The organism is Seonamhaeicola sp. NFXS20, assembly GCF_049132085.1.
In the GTDB taxonomy this organism is placed as follows: domain Bacteria; phylum Bacteroidota; class Bacteroidia; order Flavobacteriales; family Flavobacteriaceae; genus Seonamhaeicola.
The window spans coordinates 20165-37390 of sequence record NZ_JAFMPU010000015.1; the positions used below are offsets into that span (position 1 = coordinate 20165).

17 protein-coding genes and 1 other RNA gene are annotated in these 17226 nt (G+C 31.2%); 10 read left to right on the forward strand and 8 right to left on the reverse strand.

The features are described from left to right. The first annotated feature begins 56 nt into the window (after positions 1-56). Positions 57-1301 carry an ornithine--oxo-acid transaminase gene (gene rocD, locus J1D01_RS16150; RefSeq protein WP_421151572.1) on the forward strand — a complete coding sequence of 415 codons (1245 nt, stop codon included), beginning with the start codon at positions 57-59 and terminating at the stop codon, positions 1299-1301. 44 nt (positions 1302-1345) lie between these two features. Here the strand turns inward: rocD and J1D01_RS16155 are convergent, their stop codons facing one another. The 3 genes from J1D01_RS16155 to J1D01_RS16165 all read right to left on the reverse strand — a co-directional run bounded on the left by J1D01_RS16155 (position 1346) and on the right by J1D01_RS16165 (position 3859). Beyond that, positions 1346-1672, reverse strand: coding sequence for a CCC motif membrane protein (locus J1D01_RS16155; RefSeq protein ID WP_372936944.1), 327 nt, complete (start codon positions 1670-1672; stop codon positions 1346-1348). Between the two features lie 10 nt (positions 1673-1682). After that, positions 1683-1967, reverse strand: a complete 285-nt coding sequence (locus J1D01_RS16160) for a DUF2752 domain-containing protein (protein ID WP_372936945.1) — start codon at positions 1965-1967, stop codon at positions 1683-1685. Positions 1968-2116: 149 nt separating this feature from the next. After that, a complete protein-coding gene (locus J1D01_RS16165) occupies positions 2117-3859 on the reverse strand; it encodes a T9SS type A sorting domain-containing protein (RefSeq protein ID WP_421151573.1) in 1743 nt (580 codons plus the stop codon). A gap of 179 nt (positions 3860-4038) precedes the next feature. Between J1D01_RS16165 and J1D01_RS16170 the strand changes: the two genes are divergently transcribed. Further along, positions 4039-4227: a hypothetical protein gene (locus J1D01_RS16170; protein WP_372936947.1), complete on the forward strand. Its 189-nt coding sequence runs from the start codon at positions 4039-4041 to the stop codon at positions 4225-4227. After that, complete coding sequence (locus J1D01_RS16175) at positions 4228-4788, forward strand: Smr/MutS family protein (RefSeq protein ID WP_372936948.1); 561 nt, start codon at positions 4228-4230, stop codon at positions 4786-4788. On the opposite strand, the gene J1D01_RS16180 is transcribed toward J1D01_RS16175, so the two are convergent. Next, on the reverse strand, positions 4781-5686 hold the full coding sequence (locus tag J1D01_RS16180) for a hypothetical protein (RefSeq protein ID WP_421151574.1): 906 nt from the start codon (positions 5684-5686) through the stop codon (positions 4781-4783). The genes J1D01_RS16175 and J1D01_RS16180 overlap by 8 nt on opposite strands. 121 nt (positions 5687-5807) lie before the next feature. On the opposite strand from J1D01_RS16180, the gene J1D01_RS16185 reads away from it, so the two are divergent. Continuing rightward, entirely contained in the window at positions 5808-6956 is a 1149-nt protein-coding gene (locus tag J1D01_RS16185) for a cysteine desulfurase family protein (RefSeq protein ID WP_421151575.1), read from the forward strand. Here J1D01_RS16185 and J1D01_RS16190 read toward each other — a convergent pair. The 3 genes from J1D01_RS16190 to J1D01_RS16200 form a co-directional block, all read right to left on the reverse strand. Further along, entirely contained in the window at positions 6953-8122 is a 1170-nt protein-coding gene (locus J1D01_RS16190; protein ID WP_421151576.1) for an endonuclease/exonuclease/phosphatase family protein, read from the reverse strand. The genes J1D01_RS16185 and J1D01_RS16190 overlap by 4 nt on opposite strands. A gap of 34 nt (positions 8123-8156) precedes the next feature. After that, positions 8157-10577, reverse strand: a complete 2421-nt coding sequence (locus J1D01_RS16195) for a TonB-dependent receptor (RefSeq protein ID WP_421151621.1) — start codon at positions 10575-10577, stop codon at positions 8157-8159. A 145-nt stretch (positions 10578-10722) separates the two neighbouring features. Next, positions 10723-12408 carry a peptidoglycan DD-metalloendopeptidase family protein gene (locus tag J1D01_RS16200; protein WP_421151577.1) on the reverse strand — a complete coding sequence of 562 codons (1686 nt, stop codon included), beginning with the start codon at positions 12406-12408 and terminating at the stop codon, positions 10723-10725. Between the two features lie 175 nt (positions 12409-12583). On the opposite strand from J1D01_RS16200, the gene J1D01_RS16205 reads away from it, so the two are divergent. From J1D01_RS16205 to rny, 4 genes are all read left to right on the forward strand, one after another. After that, entirely contained in the window at positions 12584-12874 is a 291-nt protein-coding gene (locus J1D01_RS16205) for a hypothetical protein (RefSeq protein WP_372937697.1), read from the forward strand. Positions 12875-12890: 16 nt separating this feature from the next. Next, positions 12891-13184 carry a cell division protein ZapA gene (locus tag J1D01_RS16210; protein ID WP_372937698.1) on the forward strand — a complete coding sequence of 98 codons (294 nt, stop codon included), beginning with the start codon at positions 12891-12893 and terminating at the stop codon, positions 13182-13184. A gap of 55 nt (positions 13185-13239) precedes the next feature. Next, positions 13240-13347: non-coding RNA, 6S RNA (gene ssrS, locus J1D01_RS16215), on the forward strand. Between the two features lie 60 nt (positions 13348-13407). Beyond that, positions 13408-14982, forward strand: coding sequence for a ribonuclease Y (gene rny, locus J1D01_RS16220; protein WP_372937699.1), 1575 nt, complete (start codon positions 13408-13410; stop codon positions 14980-14982). A gap of 49 nt (positions 14983-15031) precedes the next feature. On the opposite strand, the gene xerD is transcribed toward rny, so the two are convergent. Further along, a complete protein-coding gene (gene xerD, locus J1D01_RS16225) occupies positions 15032-15928 on the reverse strand; it encodes a site-specific tyrosine recombinase XerD (RefSeq protein WP_421151578.1) in 897 nt (298 codons plus the stop codon). Positions 15929-16083: 155 nt separating this feature from the next. Between xerD and J1D01_RS16230 the strand changes: the two genes are divergently transcribed. Continuing rightward, the gene (locus tag J1D01_RS16230) at positions 16084-16629 is read left to right on the forward strand and encodes a hypothetical protein (RefSeq protein ID WP_421151579.1); all 546 of its coding nucleotides are present in this window, start codon (positions 16084-16086) and stop codon (positions 16627-16629) included. Between the two features lie 79 nt (positions 16630-16708). Further along, the gene (gene aroQ, locus J1D01_RS16235) at positions 16709-17125 is read left to right on the forward strand and encodes a type II 3-dehydroquinate dehydratase (RefSeq protein ID WP_421151580.1); all 417 of its coding nucleotides are present in this window, start codon (positions 16709-16711) and stop codon (positions 17123-17125) included. Positions 17126-17226: the final 101 nt, after the last annotated feature.

A 17226-nucleotide genomic window follows, 5' to 3' on the forward strand; every position in this document is an offset into this window, starting at 1 on the left:
TGAAAGGATAAAGGTAGAGCAGGAATGGTTATTTTATTAATTAAAAACTTTTTAAAATGGCTGTTTTAGAAAAAATAACATCACAGCAAGCAATTGAATTAGAAACAACGTATGGATCCAACACATATCATCCGCTACCAGTAGTTTTAAGTAGAGGGGAAGGTGTATATGTTTGGGATGTAGATGGAAAACGTTATTACGATTTTCTTTCGGCATATTCTGCGGTAAACCAAGGGCATTGTCACCCTAAAATTATTAATGCTATGGTTGAACAAGCCAAAACGTTAACGTTAACGTCTAGAGCATTTTTTAATGACAAATTAGGGTTATATGAAAAGTATGCCTGTGAGTATTTTGGCTTTGATAAATTATTACCTATGAATTCTGGTGCCGAAGCAGTAGAGGCTGCTATTAAGGTGTGCCGTAAATGGTCTTATGAGGTAAAAGGAATTCCAGAAAATCAAGCTAAAATAATAGTATGCAATAGTAATTTTCATGGGCGTACCACAACCATAGTATCGTTTTCTAGTGATAGTACATCTAATAAAAACTTTGGACCTTACTCTGATGGTTTTATAAGTATAGATTATGATAATTTAGAACAATTAGAGTTGGCTTTAAAAAATAATCCAAATATAGGAGGATTTTTGGTAGAGCCTATTCAAGGTGAAGCTGGTGTATATGTGCCTTCTGAAGGCTATTTAGTAAAAGCAAAAGCACTTTGTGAAGCACATAATGTTTTATTTATAGCCGATGAAATACAAACGGGTATTGCTAGAACTGGTAAGCTATTGGCGGTTCATCATGAAAATGTAAGACCAGATATTTTAATTCTAGGTAAAGCCTTAAGTGGAGGCGCTTACCCAATTAGTGCGGTTTTGGCAGATAACCCAATTATGGATGTTATGACTCCTGGAACTCACGGAAGTACATTTGGTGGCAATCCATTAGCAGCAGTTATAGCTATTGCAGCTTTAGAGGTTATTAAAGAAGAAAATTTAGCCGAAAACGCTGCTACTTTAGGCGAAATTTTTAGAACAGAATTAAACAACTATATTAAAACTAGTAATATAGCCACTTTAGTTCGTGGTAAAGGTTTGCTTAATGCAGTAGTAATTAATGATACAGAAGATAGTGATACCGCTTGGAATATTTGTTTAGCCTTACGTGACAATGGCTTAATAGCAAAACCAACACATGGTAATATTATTAGGTTTGCGCCACCTTTAGTGATGAATAAAGAACAACTATTAGATTGTGTTAGTATAATAACTAAAACCTTTAAACAGTTTGAATCATAAAAAAAGCGACCTAAATGGTCGCTTTTTTTTATTTAATAGCATGATTATTGTTGTCCCATTTGTTTTAAGGCTTCTTGATATTGTTCCATTATTCCAGAGTAACCAACTGTAGCAAACATAAATATTACATAGGCTACATATATAGCACTAAGTATTACACCTATTATTGCTAGTATTTTTCCAGTTTTCACGTTAGAATATCCTGTATAGGCTTCTGGGTTTTCTGCATATACTTTTGTAGCTTTATTAGCTAATACTATTGCAATAATACCTAGAATTAAACCTATAATACCATAGCAACAGCAAGTTACTATTGATAAAATTCCGAAAACTAGAATAAGCGTTGAATTTGGTAATTTTTGTTGTTCCATTTGATTGGTTTTAGTGTGTTATTTTTATTAAGTAGCTAACCACAACTATTAAAACCGTTAAGAATATTAACCCCATTTTAATTTTATAGTCGTGTTTAAATTTTATAAACAGATTAAATATAAGAAAAATCAGTAATATGAAAATATTGTAGATGGCAGGATACATATAAAAAGCCTCTACAAATTCTCCTTTAAAAATTAAAGCAATAGATCTTTGTATGCCACAACCTAAGCATTCAACTCCAAAAAGTTGTTTGTTTAAACATGGTAGCATAAAATCGTTTAAGTTCTCCATTTTTTATCTAGGGACCTAAAATATTAAAAGGGTAGTGGTTAATATTTCTTAATACCCAATTAATAATTACTATTAGTTTTTGAGTGAATAAATATAATAAAAAGTCTTACTTAAACTCTCAATTAATAAATTAAATTAAATAACAGTTGTTAGTTTATTATTACTTTTTTAGTAATTGCTTCTTTGTTTTCAAGTGTAATTTTCACTACATAAATACCATTACTAAAAGTTTTTGTTGAAATTTGGTGTTCTTTGTAATTAGGAAGTCGTTTTCTACGTACAACAGATTTTCCTAAAATATCATAAATATAAATAGAGCTTATCTCGTGTAAATTAGGATTTAAAATGCGTAGTTGAGATTGGTTGTTATTTTGAAAAACTGTTAAATCTTCAATTTTGGTATCAATAGTTGTTAAAGTTTGTTGACTGAAAACAATTTCAAAGCGTTCGTTATAATTACCAGCAGATAGGTTAATTTCAAAATTTTCATTTCTTAAATCTGTATATGTATTTGTTTCTTTATCAACAATATAAATAGATTGATTTGAGTCGAAATTTTGAATATCTACTATTCTTATTCTAACAGGTATTTCGTTTTGAATTTTAAAATATAGCGGAATCTTTAAACTTTCATTAAATGGCAAGGCTTCAGCAAGATAAGTGTTTTCACCAGAGTTAAAGTATGCATCATTATCTAACAATTCACTTGGGTGAGCTTTAATCTCTAAGCCATAATCAAAACCTTTTGATGCAGATTCATGGAATGTTTGTACTAATTGTCTGGTGTAGGTGTCATTAAAATCAATATTTAATCTAAAACGTTTATAATCATTTGGTACACTAGAAAATGTATTGTCTGTATTGGTTTTAGATTTGGTAGTTTTAAAAAATTCACTATTTGCATCAGTTTCTTTAACAAATACTCTGTGGGAGTTTTTAGCTTTTACGTAACCTGTTGCAATGCCTTCTACCATAAAACCTTGCCCTATAGGAATGTATCTACTAGCTGTTTTAGATCCCGAACCCGTATTACTAACGTTAATGCTACCATCTCCGTTATAGGTATTAAAAACTGCATGAATAAAAGTTTCTGTACCACCATCAGAAGAAATAGTATAAGTAGCATAACCTCCTTCATAATCTGAAATATAATGAGAGTCTACACTAGGGTCTTGTTCCCAGTAGTGTAAAACACCAGTAATTGCAGCTACATTATCAGGATCATGAATATAAGCAACAGCATCTATTGCAGATGGGTAAGGGTTACCTGTAAGTGTAAAATTATTATTTAACACCTTTGTGTTAATGGTTCCGTTATTAGGTTTTCCTCTAAAATCAAAAAGTTGATTAGATCCAGAACCTGTTGTTCCTTTCATGGTAAACCCTTCGCCTGGGTTTATAGTGGTTGCAGATTTAACATGTATCCAATCTGAATAGTCGTCAGATGCAATATACTTCCAAATCCAATAGGGTTCAATATTTAAAGGGCTTGAAGTTCCTGTATAACTTGGGGAGCTATTGTAGGTAGCAGGTGTTGATGTAATTAATCCTGTGACATCGTTTAAAAGCGATATTCCGAAAGCATTATTATTGTTGTTATCTGTTTTGTCTCCAATAGGAGAGCACCAATAATTATATTCATAAGCTCCAACATTGGCGTTTTGATATACACTTAACTCACCAATACCAGAGTTTCCTGTTGTACCAGCCCCTTGAATAACTTGAGCTTCGTTTCTTAAATATATACGACTATTACCTTCATTAAGGTTTATATAATCTTCAACAAAAACTATAACATCGTTAGCAAAAACATAATTATCATTACGCACCGAAAGTTGGGCATAAATAGCATTACTGGCAAACAGTAACAGTAGAGAGGTCTTAAAGTTCATAGATTTGTGAGAATAGCAAAATTACCTTGCAAATATATAAATATTTTGATTTATAATGTATTTTATCGTTAATAAATGTATTTAAACGTTATTTATGCATAATAAATTAATAAGTATAAACTGTTTATAAAATTAATTTTAGCGTAATTTTGTAATTTAAATTCCCAAGTATTTTTATAATGAAATATTTAAATTATATATTAATTGTTATTGGTGCCATTGTTGCGTTGTATGCTAATAGTGAAGAGGAACAAAACCAATATATATTAATAGCAGGTATTGTTTTGCTTATGGTAGGTATTTACAGAATTTCTAAAACAATACCTAGTAAAATAGATAAAGACGATAACCAAAATACTTTAAATTAAGTGAATTTTAAGATAGGAGATACTGTTTTTGTTTTAGATGAAGATTTATCTGGAATTGTAAAAAATATTAGTGCTGATACAGTTTCTATTGAAACAGAAGATGGTTTTTTACTAGATTTTAAACCAGAAGCTTTGGTAAAAGCCAAATCAACCTCTTTTAAAAATGATATTTTCTCGCATTCAAATTTAAGTGCAATTGTTTCTGAAAAAGAACAAGCCAAAAAGCGAAAACAACCAAAGGTAAAAGCAAAAGAGCGTTTTCAACCAACATTAGAGGTAGATTTACATATAAATCAGTTAGTGAAATCTACAAAGGGTATGACTAACCACGAAATGTTAACATTACAACTAGACACTGCTAAACGGCAATTAGAATTTGCAATAAAAAAACGTATTCAAAAAGTGGTGTTTATTCACGGTGTAGGTGAAGGTGTTTTAAAATTAGAACTAGAATATTTATTTGGACGTTACAACAATATAAAATATTATGATGCCAACTACCAAAAATATGGTTTAGGTGCCACAGAGGTTTATATCTATCAAAATGTAAAGCCTAATTAAATACAGGAGTAAGAGTCTCAGTTTCACTTGTATTACTATCACTTAAAGTACCAAAATATAGACTTTCTATTGATGCTTCGTTTATAGAAATATCATTTACAGTTACTGTTACTAAGTAAGATTTAGATACAGTATGAGTTCTATACTCGGTAGCTGGGATATTGTTTGAAACTTCTGGATTTAGATAATCTGGACCAACATCTTCATTAGTAACATCATTAGTAGGGTTATTATCTTGACTAGAAGTTTCTTCATCACGGGTGTTTACGCCATCACCATCATCATCAGCATCTAAGTAGTCTGGAATACCATCATTATCTGTATCTTGAGCATCACTTAAATCGCCATCGCCGTCTGGGTCTGGGTTTTCATCTTTAGTTAGTACATTATCGCCATCGTCATCAACATCTTTATAGTTTGGTATACCGTCATTATCTGTGTCGTCATCTGTTAAATCGCCATTTCCATTAATATCCTCTAATTCGCTATCAATACCATCGCCGTCATCTTCTGTTAATACAGTGAGTATATCTATAGTACTATCATCACTCACTTCGTTGCGGGTTATGTTAACAACATCAGGGATATCTTCGCAAAATAAATTAGAGACGCTTTCATCACTATATGTTCTGTAATAAAAAGTAACCGATTTATCTGTAATCTCAAGTGTGTCATTATCTGCAACATCAATAAGGTCTTCTATCGTAAAGTTTGAAATAAGTATTGATAATGATTCTGAAGGATCATCTTTAGTTTTATAAAGAACCAAATCTGATACACCTTCGCAAGCATAAAATTCATCGTCAAAATCAAGATTAAATTCAATAATATCGCCATCATCACATGAATAAACACTGATTAAAAAAATAGAAAATAAAACAAAAATTAACTTGCACATTGAGTATATATTTTAAAGCAAAAATAATAGAATTGTTATTTATAACGTATCATATTGAAAATAATTTTATTTCAAGTATTTTTGAGCCCTAAAAGGAAACAAATCCTTAAATTTTTTTACCATGAAGCCTGTTTATTTTGATAATGCAGCTACCACTCAATTAAGAGAAGAAGTAATTATTTCTATGCGTAGTGTTATGGAAGGAAATTACGGAAACCCTTCATCTTCACATAGTTTTGGAAGAGCTTCAAAGGCTTTGGTGGAACAATCTAGAAAAACTATAGCTAGTTTTTTTAACGTGTCTGCTAGTGAAATTATTTTTACTTCGGGAGGTACAGAAGCCGATAATTTAGTATTAAGAAGTGCTGTTAGAGATTTAGGTATTGAGGAAATTATTACTTCAAAAATTGAACATCATGCCGTTTTACATACTATTGATGCACTTGCTAAAGAGTATAATGTTACTGTTAAATATGTAAAATTAGATTTAAATGGTAGTATAGATTTACATAATTTAGAAAGTTTGCTGCAGAATACAACCAAGAAACAGTTAGTTAGCTTAATGCAAATTAATAATGAAATAGGTAATATTTTAGATTTAAATACAGTGGCAGAAATGTGTGAAACGCATGGTGCTTTGTTTCATACCGATGCGGTACAATCTGTGGGGCATTATAATTTAGATTTACAAGAAGTTAAAATAGATTTTTTAGCTGCATCTGCTCATAAATTTCACGGACCAAAAGGGGTAGGTTTTGCTTTTATTAGAAAAAGCACAGCTTTAAAGCCGCTTATTTTTGGAGGTGAGCAAGAACGAGGTATTAGAGCAGGAACCGAAAGTGTTCACAATATTGTGGGTATGGAAACTGCTTTAAAATATGCCTATAGTAATTTGGAAAAAGAAAGCCAATACATAAAAAATTTAAAACAATATTTTATAGACAAAATAAAGAACACTATACCTGAAATTACATTTAATGGACTTTCTGATGATATAAACAATAGTGCCTATACACTAGTAAATGTTTGCATGCCTAAAACCTTAGGTAGTGCTAGCATGTTACAATTTCAATTAGATTTAAAAGGAATAGCATGCTCTAGAGGTAGTGCCTGCCAAAGCGGAAGTGCACAAGTTTCTCATGTTTTAGCAGAAATTCTATCTGATGATGCTATTCAAAAACCATCATTGCGTTTTTCTTTTAGTATATATAACACAAAAGAAGAAGTTGATTATGTAGTTGAAACTCTAAAAAGCTTTATTAAAGCCTAGTTTGATGATACTAATATTTTTCTTGTAGCAATCTCTTTTTTATCTAAAACTAATTTAGCATAATAAACGCCATTACTTAGGTTTTTAGATTTCCATTTAAATTTGGTTTGCCCATTAATAAATGGAGATGTATAAACTATTTGTCCTAAGGTATTGTATATTAAAATCTCAACATTTCCAGTAGTGTTTTTAAATGAAAATGTAGTTTCATAATTAAAAGGATTAGGATAGTTGGTAAGGTTAACAGATTCATTTTTAACCAAATTATTAATTCCTAAATTACTGTCTATGGTAAGCTTTAATGCAACGGGTCTGTGGTCTGATACATTTTCATCATATTCAGAAAAACCGCCAGAAAGGTAATTGTCAATTTTAATGGTTTCAATAGTTGCACTGGGTAATTGAAATTCATCAAATAATTCGTTAGTAATTAAAATATGGTCTAAATGCGAAGGCCATGAAGGATAAGACCATTCTGTATTAACGCCATTAGCAATATTGTAATCTGTAAAGAAATAATTGCTAGAATCATCAATTAAATTTTGAAAAACGTTATTGCTTTCGCTATCAGAAAGTGAGTCATTTAAGTCGCCTAAAAGGATAACATTCTCATTAGCAAGGTTAGTGTCAATATAACTTTTAAGTAAATTCAACGCTTGGTATCTTCTGTATTCTTCATCGGCAGTATTACCAGAATCTAAATAACCATCACCACAACATTTTAAATGATTATTAATGATAAAGAGTTGTTGGTTATTGTAAGTAATATCAATTACCATAGGGGCTCTAGGGAATGTGTTCCAATAATCTGATGTCTCAAAAATTCGGTAAACATAATTAATTTGAATAGTATTGGTTTTATATAAAAAGGCTAATCCATCATAATCGGTAGATTCAATAAACCCACTATAATTAGTTAAATCTGTTTTTAATTGATTAAAATTTGTTTCGTTATTTATTTCTTGAATGGCTATAAAATCAACATCAAGAGCTTCAATGATTTGTGAGGTATAATCAATGGTAGTTTGTCCGTTTTTTGGAAACGATTCTATGTTCCACGTCATAATTTCAAACGTATCTTCAGTTCCAAAATATAGGTTGTTAATACTTTGAGCAGGTACTAAAAAGTACGAAAAAAACAGAGCTACCTTTAAAAGATATTTCATTAAAAAAAATATAACAGAAAATTACTGAAATTTATTAGAATTTCATAGTAGTTCTCACGTTAAAAACACGTGGTGTTAAATAATTTGGAATAGCGTATTGTTGCTTACTATATACATCTCTTACCCAAGTGTTTGTGATAGAGTTTTGTACATCAAACATGTTAAAAATTTCAAAGCCAAAAGAAAGTTCTTTAAAAGGTTTTTTCCATCCGCGGTTAAATTGCTTTTTATCATCAACTAAAACCCATTGCAAACCAAAATCGGCTCTTTTATAATCGGGTAATCGGTTTTGGTACACATAAGGGTCTGCGTAACTAGGTGAGCCACCCGGAACCCCAGTGTTATAAACCAAATTTAGGTACATTTTTAGGTTAGGTACGTTGGGTACATAATCTTGAAACAAAGCCGCAAATTTTAAACGTTGGTCTGTAGGTCTTGCTATGTAGCCTTGATTATCAATGTTTTCTTCGGTCTTTAAATAACCAAAACTAAACCAAGATTCTGTGCCAGGAACAAACTCTCCATTTAATCGCATATCTAATCCGTATGCATAAGCTTTGGCGTTGTTATTAGCGCTGTAACGAATTCTTACATTTTCTATGGTGTACGGGTTTACATCTGTTAAATTTTTATAATAAATTTCAGAGGTTAGTTTAAAAGGTCTGTCCCACATTTTAAAACTATAATCATTTCCTAACACCAAGTGGAAAGATTTTTGAGCTTTAACGTTGGGTTGAACCGTTCCTGTAGCATCTCGCAATTCTCTGTAAAAAGGTGGTTGATAGTACAAACCTGAAGCAACTCTAAAAAGCATGTCTTTTTCCCAATTTGGTTTAATTGCAAATTGAGCTCTTGGGCTAAAAACAGTTTGGTTAGATGAGGAAATGCCATCTCCTTTAACAGACCAATTATGCACTCTAACACCAGCATTATACCAAACATCATTATTGCCTAATGTAGCGCGTTTACTCCACTGGGCATAAGCTTGTATTCTGTTAATTTGTGTGTTATTTGTTGCTCTTATATTTTGATAAGGCTCTAATGGACCACTATATGGCGCGTAAGGTTGTTGGTTAGTTGGTTCTGTTTTTGGAGGTCTTATTGAAAAACCTGCAGAGTCAATTACCTCCCATTCAACCAAGCGGTCTCTAATATCTTCATGGGTGTATTTTACAGACCATTCAATGCGGTTGTCATCAATTTTAAAATCACCTTTATGTTCAATATTAGTAATCAGTGCGTCTAAATCATTTCTACCATGATTTAGTTGGCTTCCTATACCTTCGCTAAATTCTACTTCACCAATATCTTCATCGCCAATATTGGTGTTTACTTCACCTAAACTGTATTGTGCTAAAATATCAAAATACTCTTCTTCAGTGGTGTGATAGGTTGAGGTTATAAGTTTTAGGGTTAGGTTATCATTAGCAAAATAAGTGCCTTTAAATGCTCCAAAATAGGTTTGGTACTGGTCTTTTTCTTGTCCTTCGTAAAACACTAAAAGCGCAATAGGATCTGTTAGTGTACCAAAATTAGTTTGACGAGTTTGTGGCTGGTAATTATATTTATTTATTGAGGCGTTTCCTAAAAAACTTAAATGAAATTTATTTGTGAATTTATAGGTTAGGTAAGCCTGAATATCTGCAAATGTGGGGTTAAAATTGGTTTCGGTTTCTTTTGCATTTACAAGTAAACTGTTATCACGATAACGAGCACCTATAATGCTTGTAAATTTTGAGTCTTTACTAATGTTTTCTAAAGAAACACTACCACCTAACAGACTTAAATCTGCATTTACTTCAAATTGATAAGGTGTTTTGTAAGTTATGTCTAATACAGATGATAACTTATCTCCATATTTTGCTTGAAAGCCTCCCGCCGAAAAATCGACATTTTGAACCAAATCGGTATTAACAAAACTCAATCCTTCTTGTTGCCCAGAGCGAATTAGAAACGGCCTGTAAACCTCAATATCATTTACATATACTAAGTTTTCGTCATAATTACCACCTCTAACAGAGTATTGCGTACTTAATTCATTATTATTGCTAACCCCAGGAAGTGTTAAAAGTAAATTTTCAACACCTGCATTGGCTCCAGGTATTTTTCTAATAACTTCTGGTTGAAGGGTTACAATACCTTCTACTTCTTTTCTTCTGGTTGAATTGATGATTACCGTTGAAATTTGTTCTAACGATGTTTTCATAACCGGATTAAACTCAAACGCTTCACCATTTTTTAAATTAAAAGTACTTACAATTTTTTTATAAGAAAGATGGGTGAATTCTATTGAAACACCTATGTTAGAAGGGATTTCTAGTATATAAAAGCCATTAGAGTTGGTTTTAGTCCCCAAGCCATTTGCTTTAATATTTACATCTACTATAGGTAAATTATTTTCATTTAAAATAACCCCTCTAATGGTGGCAGTTTGCGAAAAACCTGTTAATGTGATTAAAAAAAATAAAACAAACCAAAAGCTTTTGTGGGATTTATTGAGAAGGTACTCACAAGAAGTGGTTTTTAATTTTAATAAAAACTTAGAAGTAATTAAATCTCGATTACCGAGTGGAAATTTTGTTCTCAAGGGTGGTTAAAGTTTATTTTCTGTAAAACAACGCTTCAAAAGTAGAATTATTTCCAACATTATCAGTAACAATTACTTTTAAATTGTTCTTTGTATCGGTAACAACACCATCGTTAAAATCGTGAGTTAAGGTTTTTGTTTTGTAATCATACTCCATTAAAATCCATTTTCCATTTACGGTAGCTCTGTAATTTGATACTCCAGAGAGTTTATCGTCAATTTTAACTTTTAAATATCTATACTTACTTAGCCATTGTCCGTTTTTAAAATTTAAAGGAGAAATGGTAGGTTTTATGGTATCTGTAGCTAGGGTATAAGTACCAAGGTATTTTGTGGTAGCTGTTAATAAATTACCTTTTCTTTTTGTTGATGTATATGCCGGATATTTTTTGTAACCTAATAATCTAGCAATGTATAGTTTACTTTTATCTGGGTCTTTATAGTTACTAATATCATAGGTTATTTTAAAACTCTTTTTGGCAGGTATTACATTTTCATGAAGTTTTAACGTATCATTATTAACTTCAAAGTCTATATAAAAGTCTTCGTAAAAGGTGCCTTTATAAAAATCAACAGTTACTTTTTGTTGTTTTAAATTAATGGCTTGGTCTGCTTTTATGTAATAAGGAGTTGTTTTTGGTTTTAAAGGGGGTAATGCTTTGTTTTTAGTTCCTTTTATATTTAAAGTTACCCAAGTTTCATTGTTTTTATAATCTGCAACTCTAATTTTATAGACAGAATAAGTGCTATCTTCTATATTTAAAATACCATTATTTAAGACTTCTTTATAAATACTAAGTGGGTTGTTTATTTTGAATAATTTTTGAATGCGCTGCTTTTTAGTAACATAGTGTTCATAATCTATTAATTGATTAATATGTTTAGTTTCAGCAAAAGAAAAGCGTTTAAAATCTAGCTCAAAATTATTATTACCATTAAAAAAGGTTCTAATATTATACACACCGTTAGAATTGGCTGCAAGGTTTTGTCTATCATTAGTTTCAATTCCAAAACCAATATTTCCAAAAGCTTCAATATTCTCTACCACATAATCGCCATTTTCTATCGGAATTAAGCGTAGTTTTTGTTTTTCATGAGAGTTATTAACAAAAGAGTTTTCATCTAAAGGATATGCGTAAATTGATTTTACGTATGGTTCTTTAGTGTCTGCTATATCAATTCCAAAAAGCATAGGATTTATAGGGCGTTCTGCATTATCTCTAATTTCAAAATGTAAATGCGGGCCACCAGAACCACCAGAATTACCACTGTAAGCAATTAAACTACCTTTTGTTATAGGTAAAGTTTCAGCGCTTGGAAACATTTCAACTTCATAAGATTCCTTTTTATATTGCTGTTTTTTTACATAAGCTTCAATAGCAGGAGCAAATTTTTGTAAATGAGCATAAACCGTAGTGTAACCGTTAGGGTGGGTTATGTAAAGTGCTTTACCGTATCCATAATGAGACACTTTAATTCTACTAACATAACCATCGGCAGCTGCCTTTACTTTTAACCCAACACGTTGCTGTGTTTTAATATCTAAACCAGCGTGAAAGTGATTAGAACGTAACTCTGCAAAAGTGCCAGATAATATTAAAGGAATATCTAAAGGATTACTAAAATAATCCTGTGGATATTTATTTTGAGCACCAATTAAAAAAGGGAAAACAAAAGTAAGTAATAGGATTAATCTCATAGAATTCTTTAATGGCTAAAATATTAATTTGATATGAATAAGCAAAGAGAAAACAAAAATCAAGCCATTGTTTTATGTGAAAGCCCATTTGACATACTTTTAAAAATTTTATAAAAACAATTGTTATTTAAGTTCAGGTATGTTAACTTTGTGAGATAAGTATTGAATTTTGTAAATGAGTAATATTGAAGATATTGTAGATTCTTTAGAAAACAAAATTAGCAAGGTATTACACAAACTAGAGCTTTTAAAGCAAGCTAATTCAAAATTATCTGAAGAATTGGAAGCTTCAAAACAAGAAATTCAGAACCAAAAGAGGCTTAATGCCCAATGGGAAGAAAAGTATGAAGCTCTAAAAGTTGCAAATACAATACTTGGTAGTGACGATAATAAAAGAGAAACTAAGCTTAAAATAAACGCATTAATTAGAGAAATAGATTATTGTATTGCACAACTCTCAGATTAATGTAACATAAAATTCAATGTCAGAAAAGCTTAAAATAAAGCTGTCTATAGCTAATAGAGTATATCCTTTAACTATTGAAGCGAGTCAGGAAGAAGGATTGCGTAAAGCTGCAAAAAACATTGAGTATATGATTAAACAGTTTGAGCAAAGTTATTCTGTTAGAGATAAACAAGATGTATTGGCAATGTGTGCCCTACAATTTGCATCTCAAGTAGAACAGAAATCTATTGATAAAGAGAATGTGAATAACCATGTAGAGGTAAAGCTTAAAGAGCTTAACCAATTGTTAAATTCACATTTAAACTCTTAAACGTTCTTTAAAATAAACTAAAGTTACTGCCTGCATTAGTTATTTTTTTTGATAAACTCAACGTTAATTCTTTAAAAAGGGTGAGTTTAAGTTGTAAAAGCAAGCCACCTTGTAGTGGATCCTTGATCAGCTTGTTAGCCCTAAACTTGTTTTTAAGGAGTTTATACAAAACTTTATACTAGTGTAGGCTTTTTTTATATATATAATACAACTAAATTTAAGAATGGATAACCCAATCATAATGGCCGTAGGAGGCGCAATTTTAGGCTTAATAATAGGATTTATAATAGCCAAAGCGTTAGAGAAAAGTAAAGCTTCTAAATTAATTAAAGAAGCTAAAAAAAATGCCACCTTAATATTAAAAGAGGCAAGGAGTGAAGGAGAAAATATTAAAAAAGATAAGATTCTTCAAGCTAAGGAGAAGTTTATAGAACTCAAGGCAGAGCATGAAAAAGTAATTTTGTCTAGAGATAAAAAAATGGCTGAGGCCGAAAAAAGAACAAGAGACAAAGAGTCTCAAATTTCTAGTGAACTTTCTAAAGGGAAGAAATTAAATCAGAGCCTTGAAAGTAAAATAAAAGATTACAATTACAGGCTTGATGTGCTAGAAAAGAAACAAGAAGAGCTTGATAAACTACATAAAAGCCAAGTTCAGCAATTAGAAGTTATTTCTAGTCTATCTGCCGAAGAAGCTAAAGAACAACTTGTAGAGTCGTTAAAAGGAGAGGCTAAAAATGATGCTATGGCATTTATTCAAAGTACTTTAGAAGAAGCTAAATTAACCGCAGAACAAGAGGCTAAAAAAGTTATAATTAACACCATTCAGCGTATTGGAACAGAGGAAGCAGTTGATAATTGTGTGTCTGTTTTTAATATAGAGTCTGATGATGTTAAAGGTAGAATTATTGGACGTGAAGGACGTAATATTCGTGCTATAGAAGCGGCAACTGGTGTAGAAATAATTGTAGACGATACACCAGAAGCAATCATATTATCTTGTTTTGATTCTGTAAGAAGAGAAATTGCTCGTTTATCTCTACATAAGTTGGTTACAGATGGTAGAATTCACCCTGCACGTATTGAAGAGGTTGTTAAGAAGACTCAAAAACAAATTGAACAAGAAATCATTGAGGTTGGTAAAAGAACTGTTATAGATTTAGGTATTCATAACCTAAACCCAGAGCTTATTAAAATGGTAGGACGAATGAAGTATCGTTCGTCTTACGGACAAAATTTGTTACAGCACTCTAGAGAAGTAGCAAAACTTTGTGGTGTTATGGCTGCAGAATTAGGGTTGAATCCTAAATTAGCTAAACGAGCTGGTTTGTTACACGATATAGGAAAAGTGCCAGATGCTGAAGCAGATATGGAAACACCACATGCTATTTTAGGTATGCAATGGGCTGAAAAATATGGAGAAAAAGTTGATGTTTGTAATGCTATTGGAGCTCACCACGATGAAATTGAAATGAAATCGTTATTAGCACCAATTATACAGGTTTGTGATGCTATTTCTGGTGCACGCCCAGGGGCTCGCCGTCAGGTGTTAGATAGTTACATTCAACGTTTAAAAGACCTTGAGGATATTGCTTTTGGGTTTAATGGCGTTAAAAAAGCCTATGCCATTCAAGCAGGTAGAGAACTTCGTGTTATTGTTGAAAGTGAAAAAGTAAATGATGATAAAGCAGCAGATTTATCATTTAATATTTCGCAAAAAATTCAAACAGATATGACGTATCCTGGTCAGGTTAAAGTAACCGTTATTAGAGAAACCAGAGCAGTAAATATTGCTAAATAAAATAATTCAAGATTTTAAAATATTGAGAATCCGGTTTATACCGGATTTTTTATTTTCTAGGATGATACTTTTCAACCACTTTAGTTAAGTGACTTTTGTCTACATGTACATAAATCTCGGTGGTAGTAATGCTTTCGTGCCCTAACATAAGTTGAATGGAACGTAAATCGGCATCATTTTGTAATAAATGTGTCGCAAATGAATGTCTAAACGTATGTGGTGATATGCGCTTTTTTAATCCTATTTTTTCGGCTAGTTGTTTTACAATAGTAAAAATCATAGCTCGGGTGAGTTGTTTACCTCTTCGGTTTAAAAAAAGCGTGTCTTCACACCCCGATTGAATTTGTAAATGATTTCTAACATGATTTTTATAAATATTGATATATTTTTGTGTAGATTCTACTATGGGTACAAACCGTTGTTTATCACCCTTACCAGTTACTTTTATAAAACCTTCATCAAAGAAAAGATCAGATATTTTTAAATTAACAAGTTCGCTAACACGTAAACCACAGCCGTAAAGTGTTTCTAACATAGCTCTGTTGCGTTCTCCCTCAGGTTTGCTTAAATCTATGGCTGCAATTATTTTATCAATTTCTTCTTCTGATAATGTATCAGGAAGTTTTCTTCCAATTTTAGGAGATTCAATAAGTTCTAAAGGGTTTTCTTTTCTGTAATCTTCAAAAACTAAATAAGAAAAGAAACTTCGTAAGCCCGAAATAATTCTAGACTGTGAACGTGCATTTACTGTTTTAGCAACTTCATAAATAAATTGCTTAATAGTTTCGGCTGGAATTGAAATGGGAGAAATGTTAATCTCATTTTCTTCAAGATATTTAATAAGTTTTATTACATCACGGGCATAATTATCTATAGAATTATCAGATAATCCGCGTTCTATTTTAAGATATAATTTATAATCTTTAAGTAATTGTTCCCATTTCATAATGAGTAAAAATAATATAATTAATTATAATATATAACTCCTTGAAACGCATATAAATTGGATTAAAAACATTTTTTTTGAAAGAATTTATTTGTTTTTACCAAAAATAAGAGCGTTTTTTGCTGTCAATTAAACAAACTTTAAACTTAAAAATTATGAAAAAATTATTAATGAGCGCTGCAATTGCAGTTTTAGCATTTTCACAAGTAAATGCTCAAGAATTAGATGGAAATCAAACGTCTAAAGGGAAATGGTTAATTGAAGTTAATACAGGTTTTAGTGGAGCAGGACAACTTAGCTTATATCAGCATACTGCTAACACGAGTTTTGGATTGAATTCAATAGAAGGTACGACCATTTGGTCTGTAGGAACAGAGGGTGGATATTTTGTTATGGATGACTTAGCTGTTAAAGCAGGATTAGGGTACACAGATTATGATGGAACTTCAATATTTTCTTATAAACTAGGGGCAAAATATTATGTAATTAGTCAAATACCAGTTCAAGTTGATTTAAGCGGTGCGAGCATACAAGATGAAGATGATAATCCACTTTGGTTAGGATTACAAGGAGGTTATGCTTTCTTTTTAGGTAAAAATGTGAGTATTGAACCAGGAATAAGATATAGTGTATCATTAAATGAAGAAGTGACAGATGAAGGAATTTTTGAAGCTCGTATAGGGTTTGCATTACATTTTTAATATTTAAGCTAAATAATTATAAGGCTGAAGTTTTTAAACTTCGGTTTTTTTATGCATAGATTTTAAATATATTTACTTTATGAAAAAAATTATCATTATTAACGGACCCAATTTAAATTTATTAGGTAAACGAGAACCTAATATTTACGGTAGTTTAACTTTTACTGAGTTTTTTGAAGAGCTAAAAGTTAAATACTCCAATGTAAACTTAAGTTATTATCAATCTAATATAGAAGGAGAATTGATTGATAAATTGCACGAAGTTGGTTTTAGTTATGAGGGCATAATTTTAAATGCGGGTGCATACACGCATACATCTATTGGTATAGGTGATGCTATAAAGGGTATAGAAACACCTGTTGTAGAGGTACATATATCTAATACTTTTGGTAGGGAGGAATTTAGACACCAATCTTATATTTCACCAAACGCTAAAGGTGTCATTCTTGGCTTTGGGTTGCAGAGTTATGAATTGGCATTAGAAAGTTTTCTGTAAAAACCCCTCCTAACCTCCCCAAAGGGGAGGAACACCTACTCGAATGGATAAAAAAATGCGATTCAATTTTGAATCGCATTTTTTTATTTATTGATGTTTTT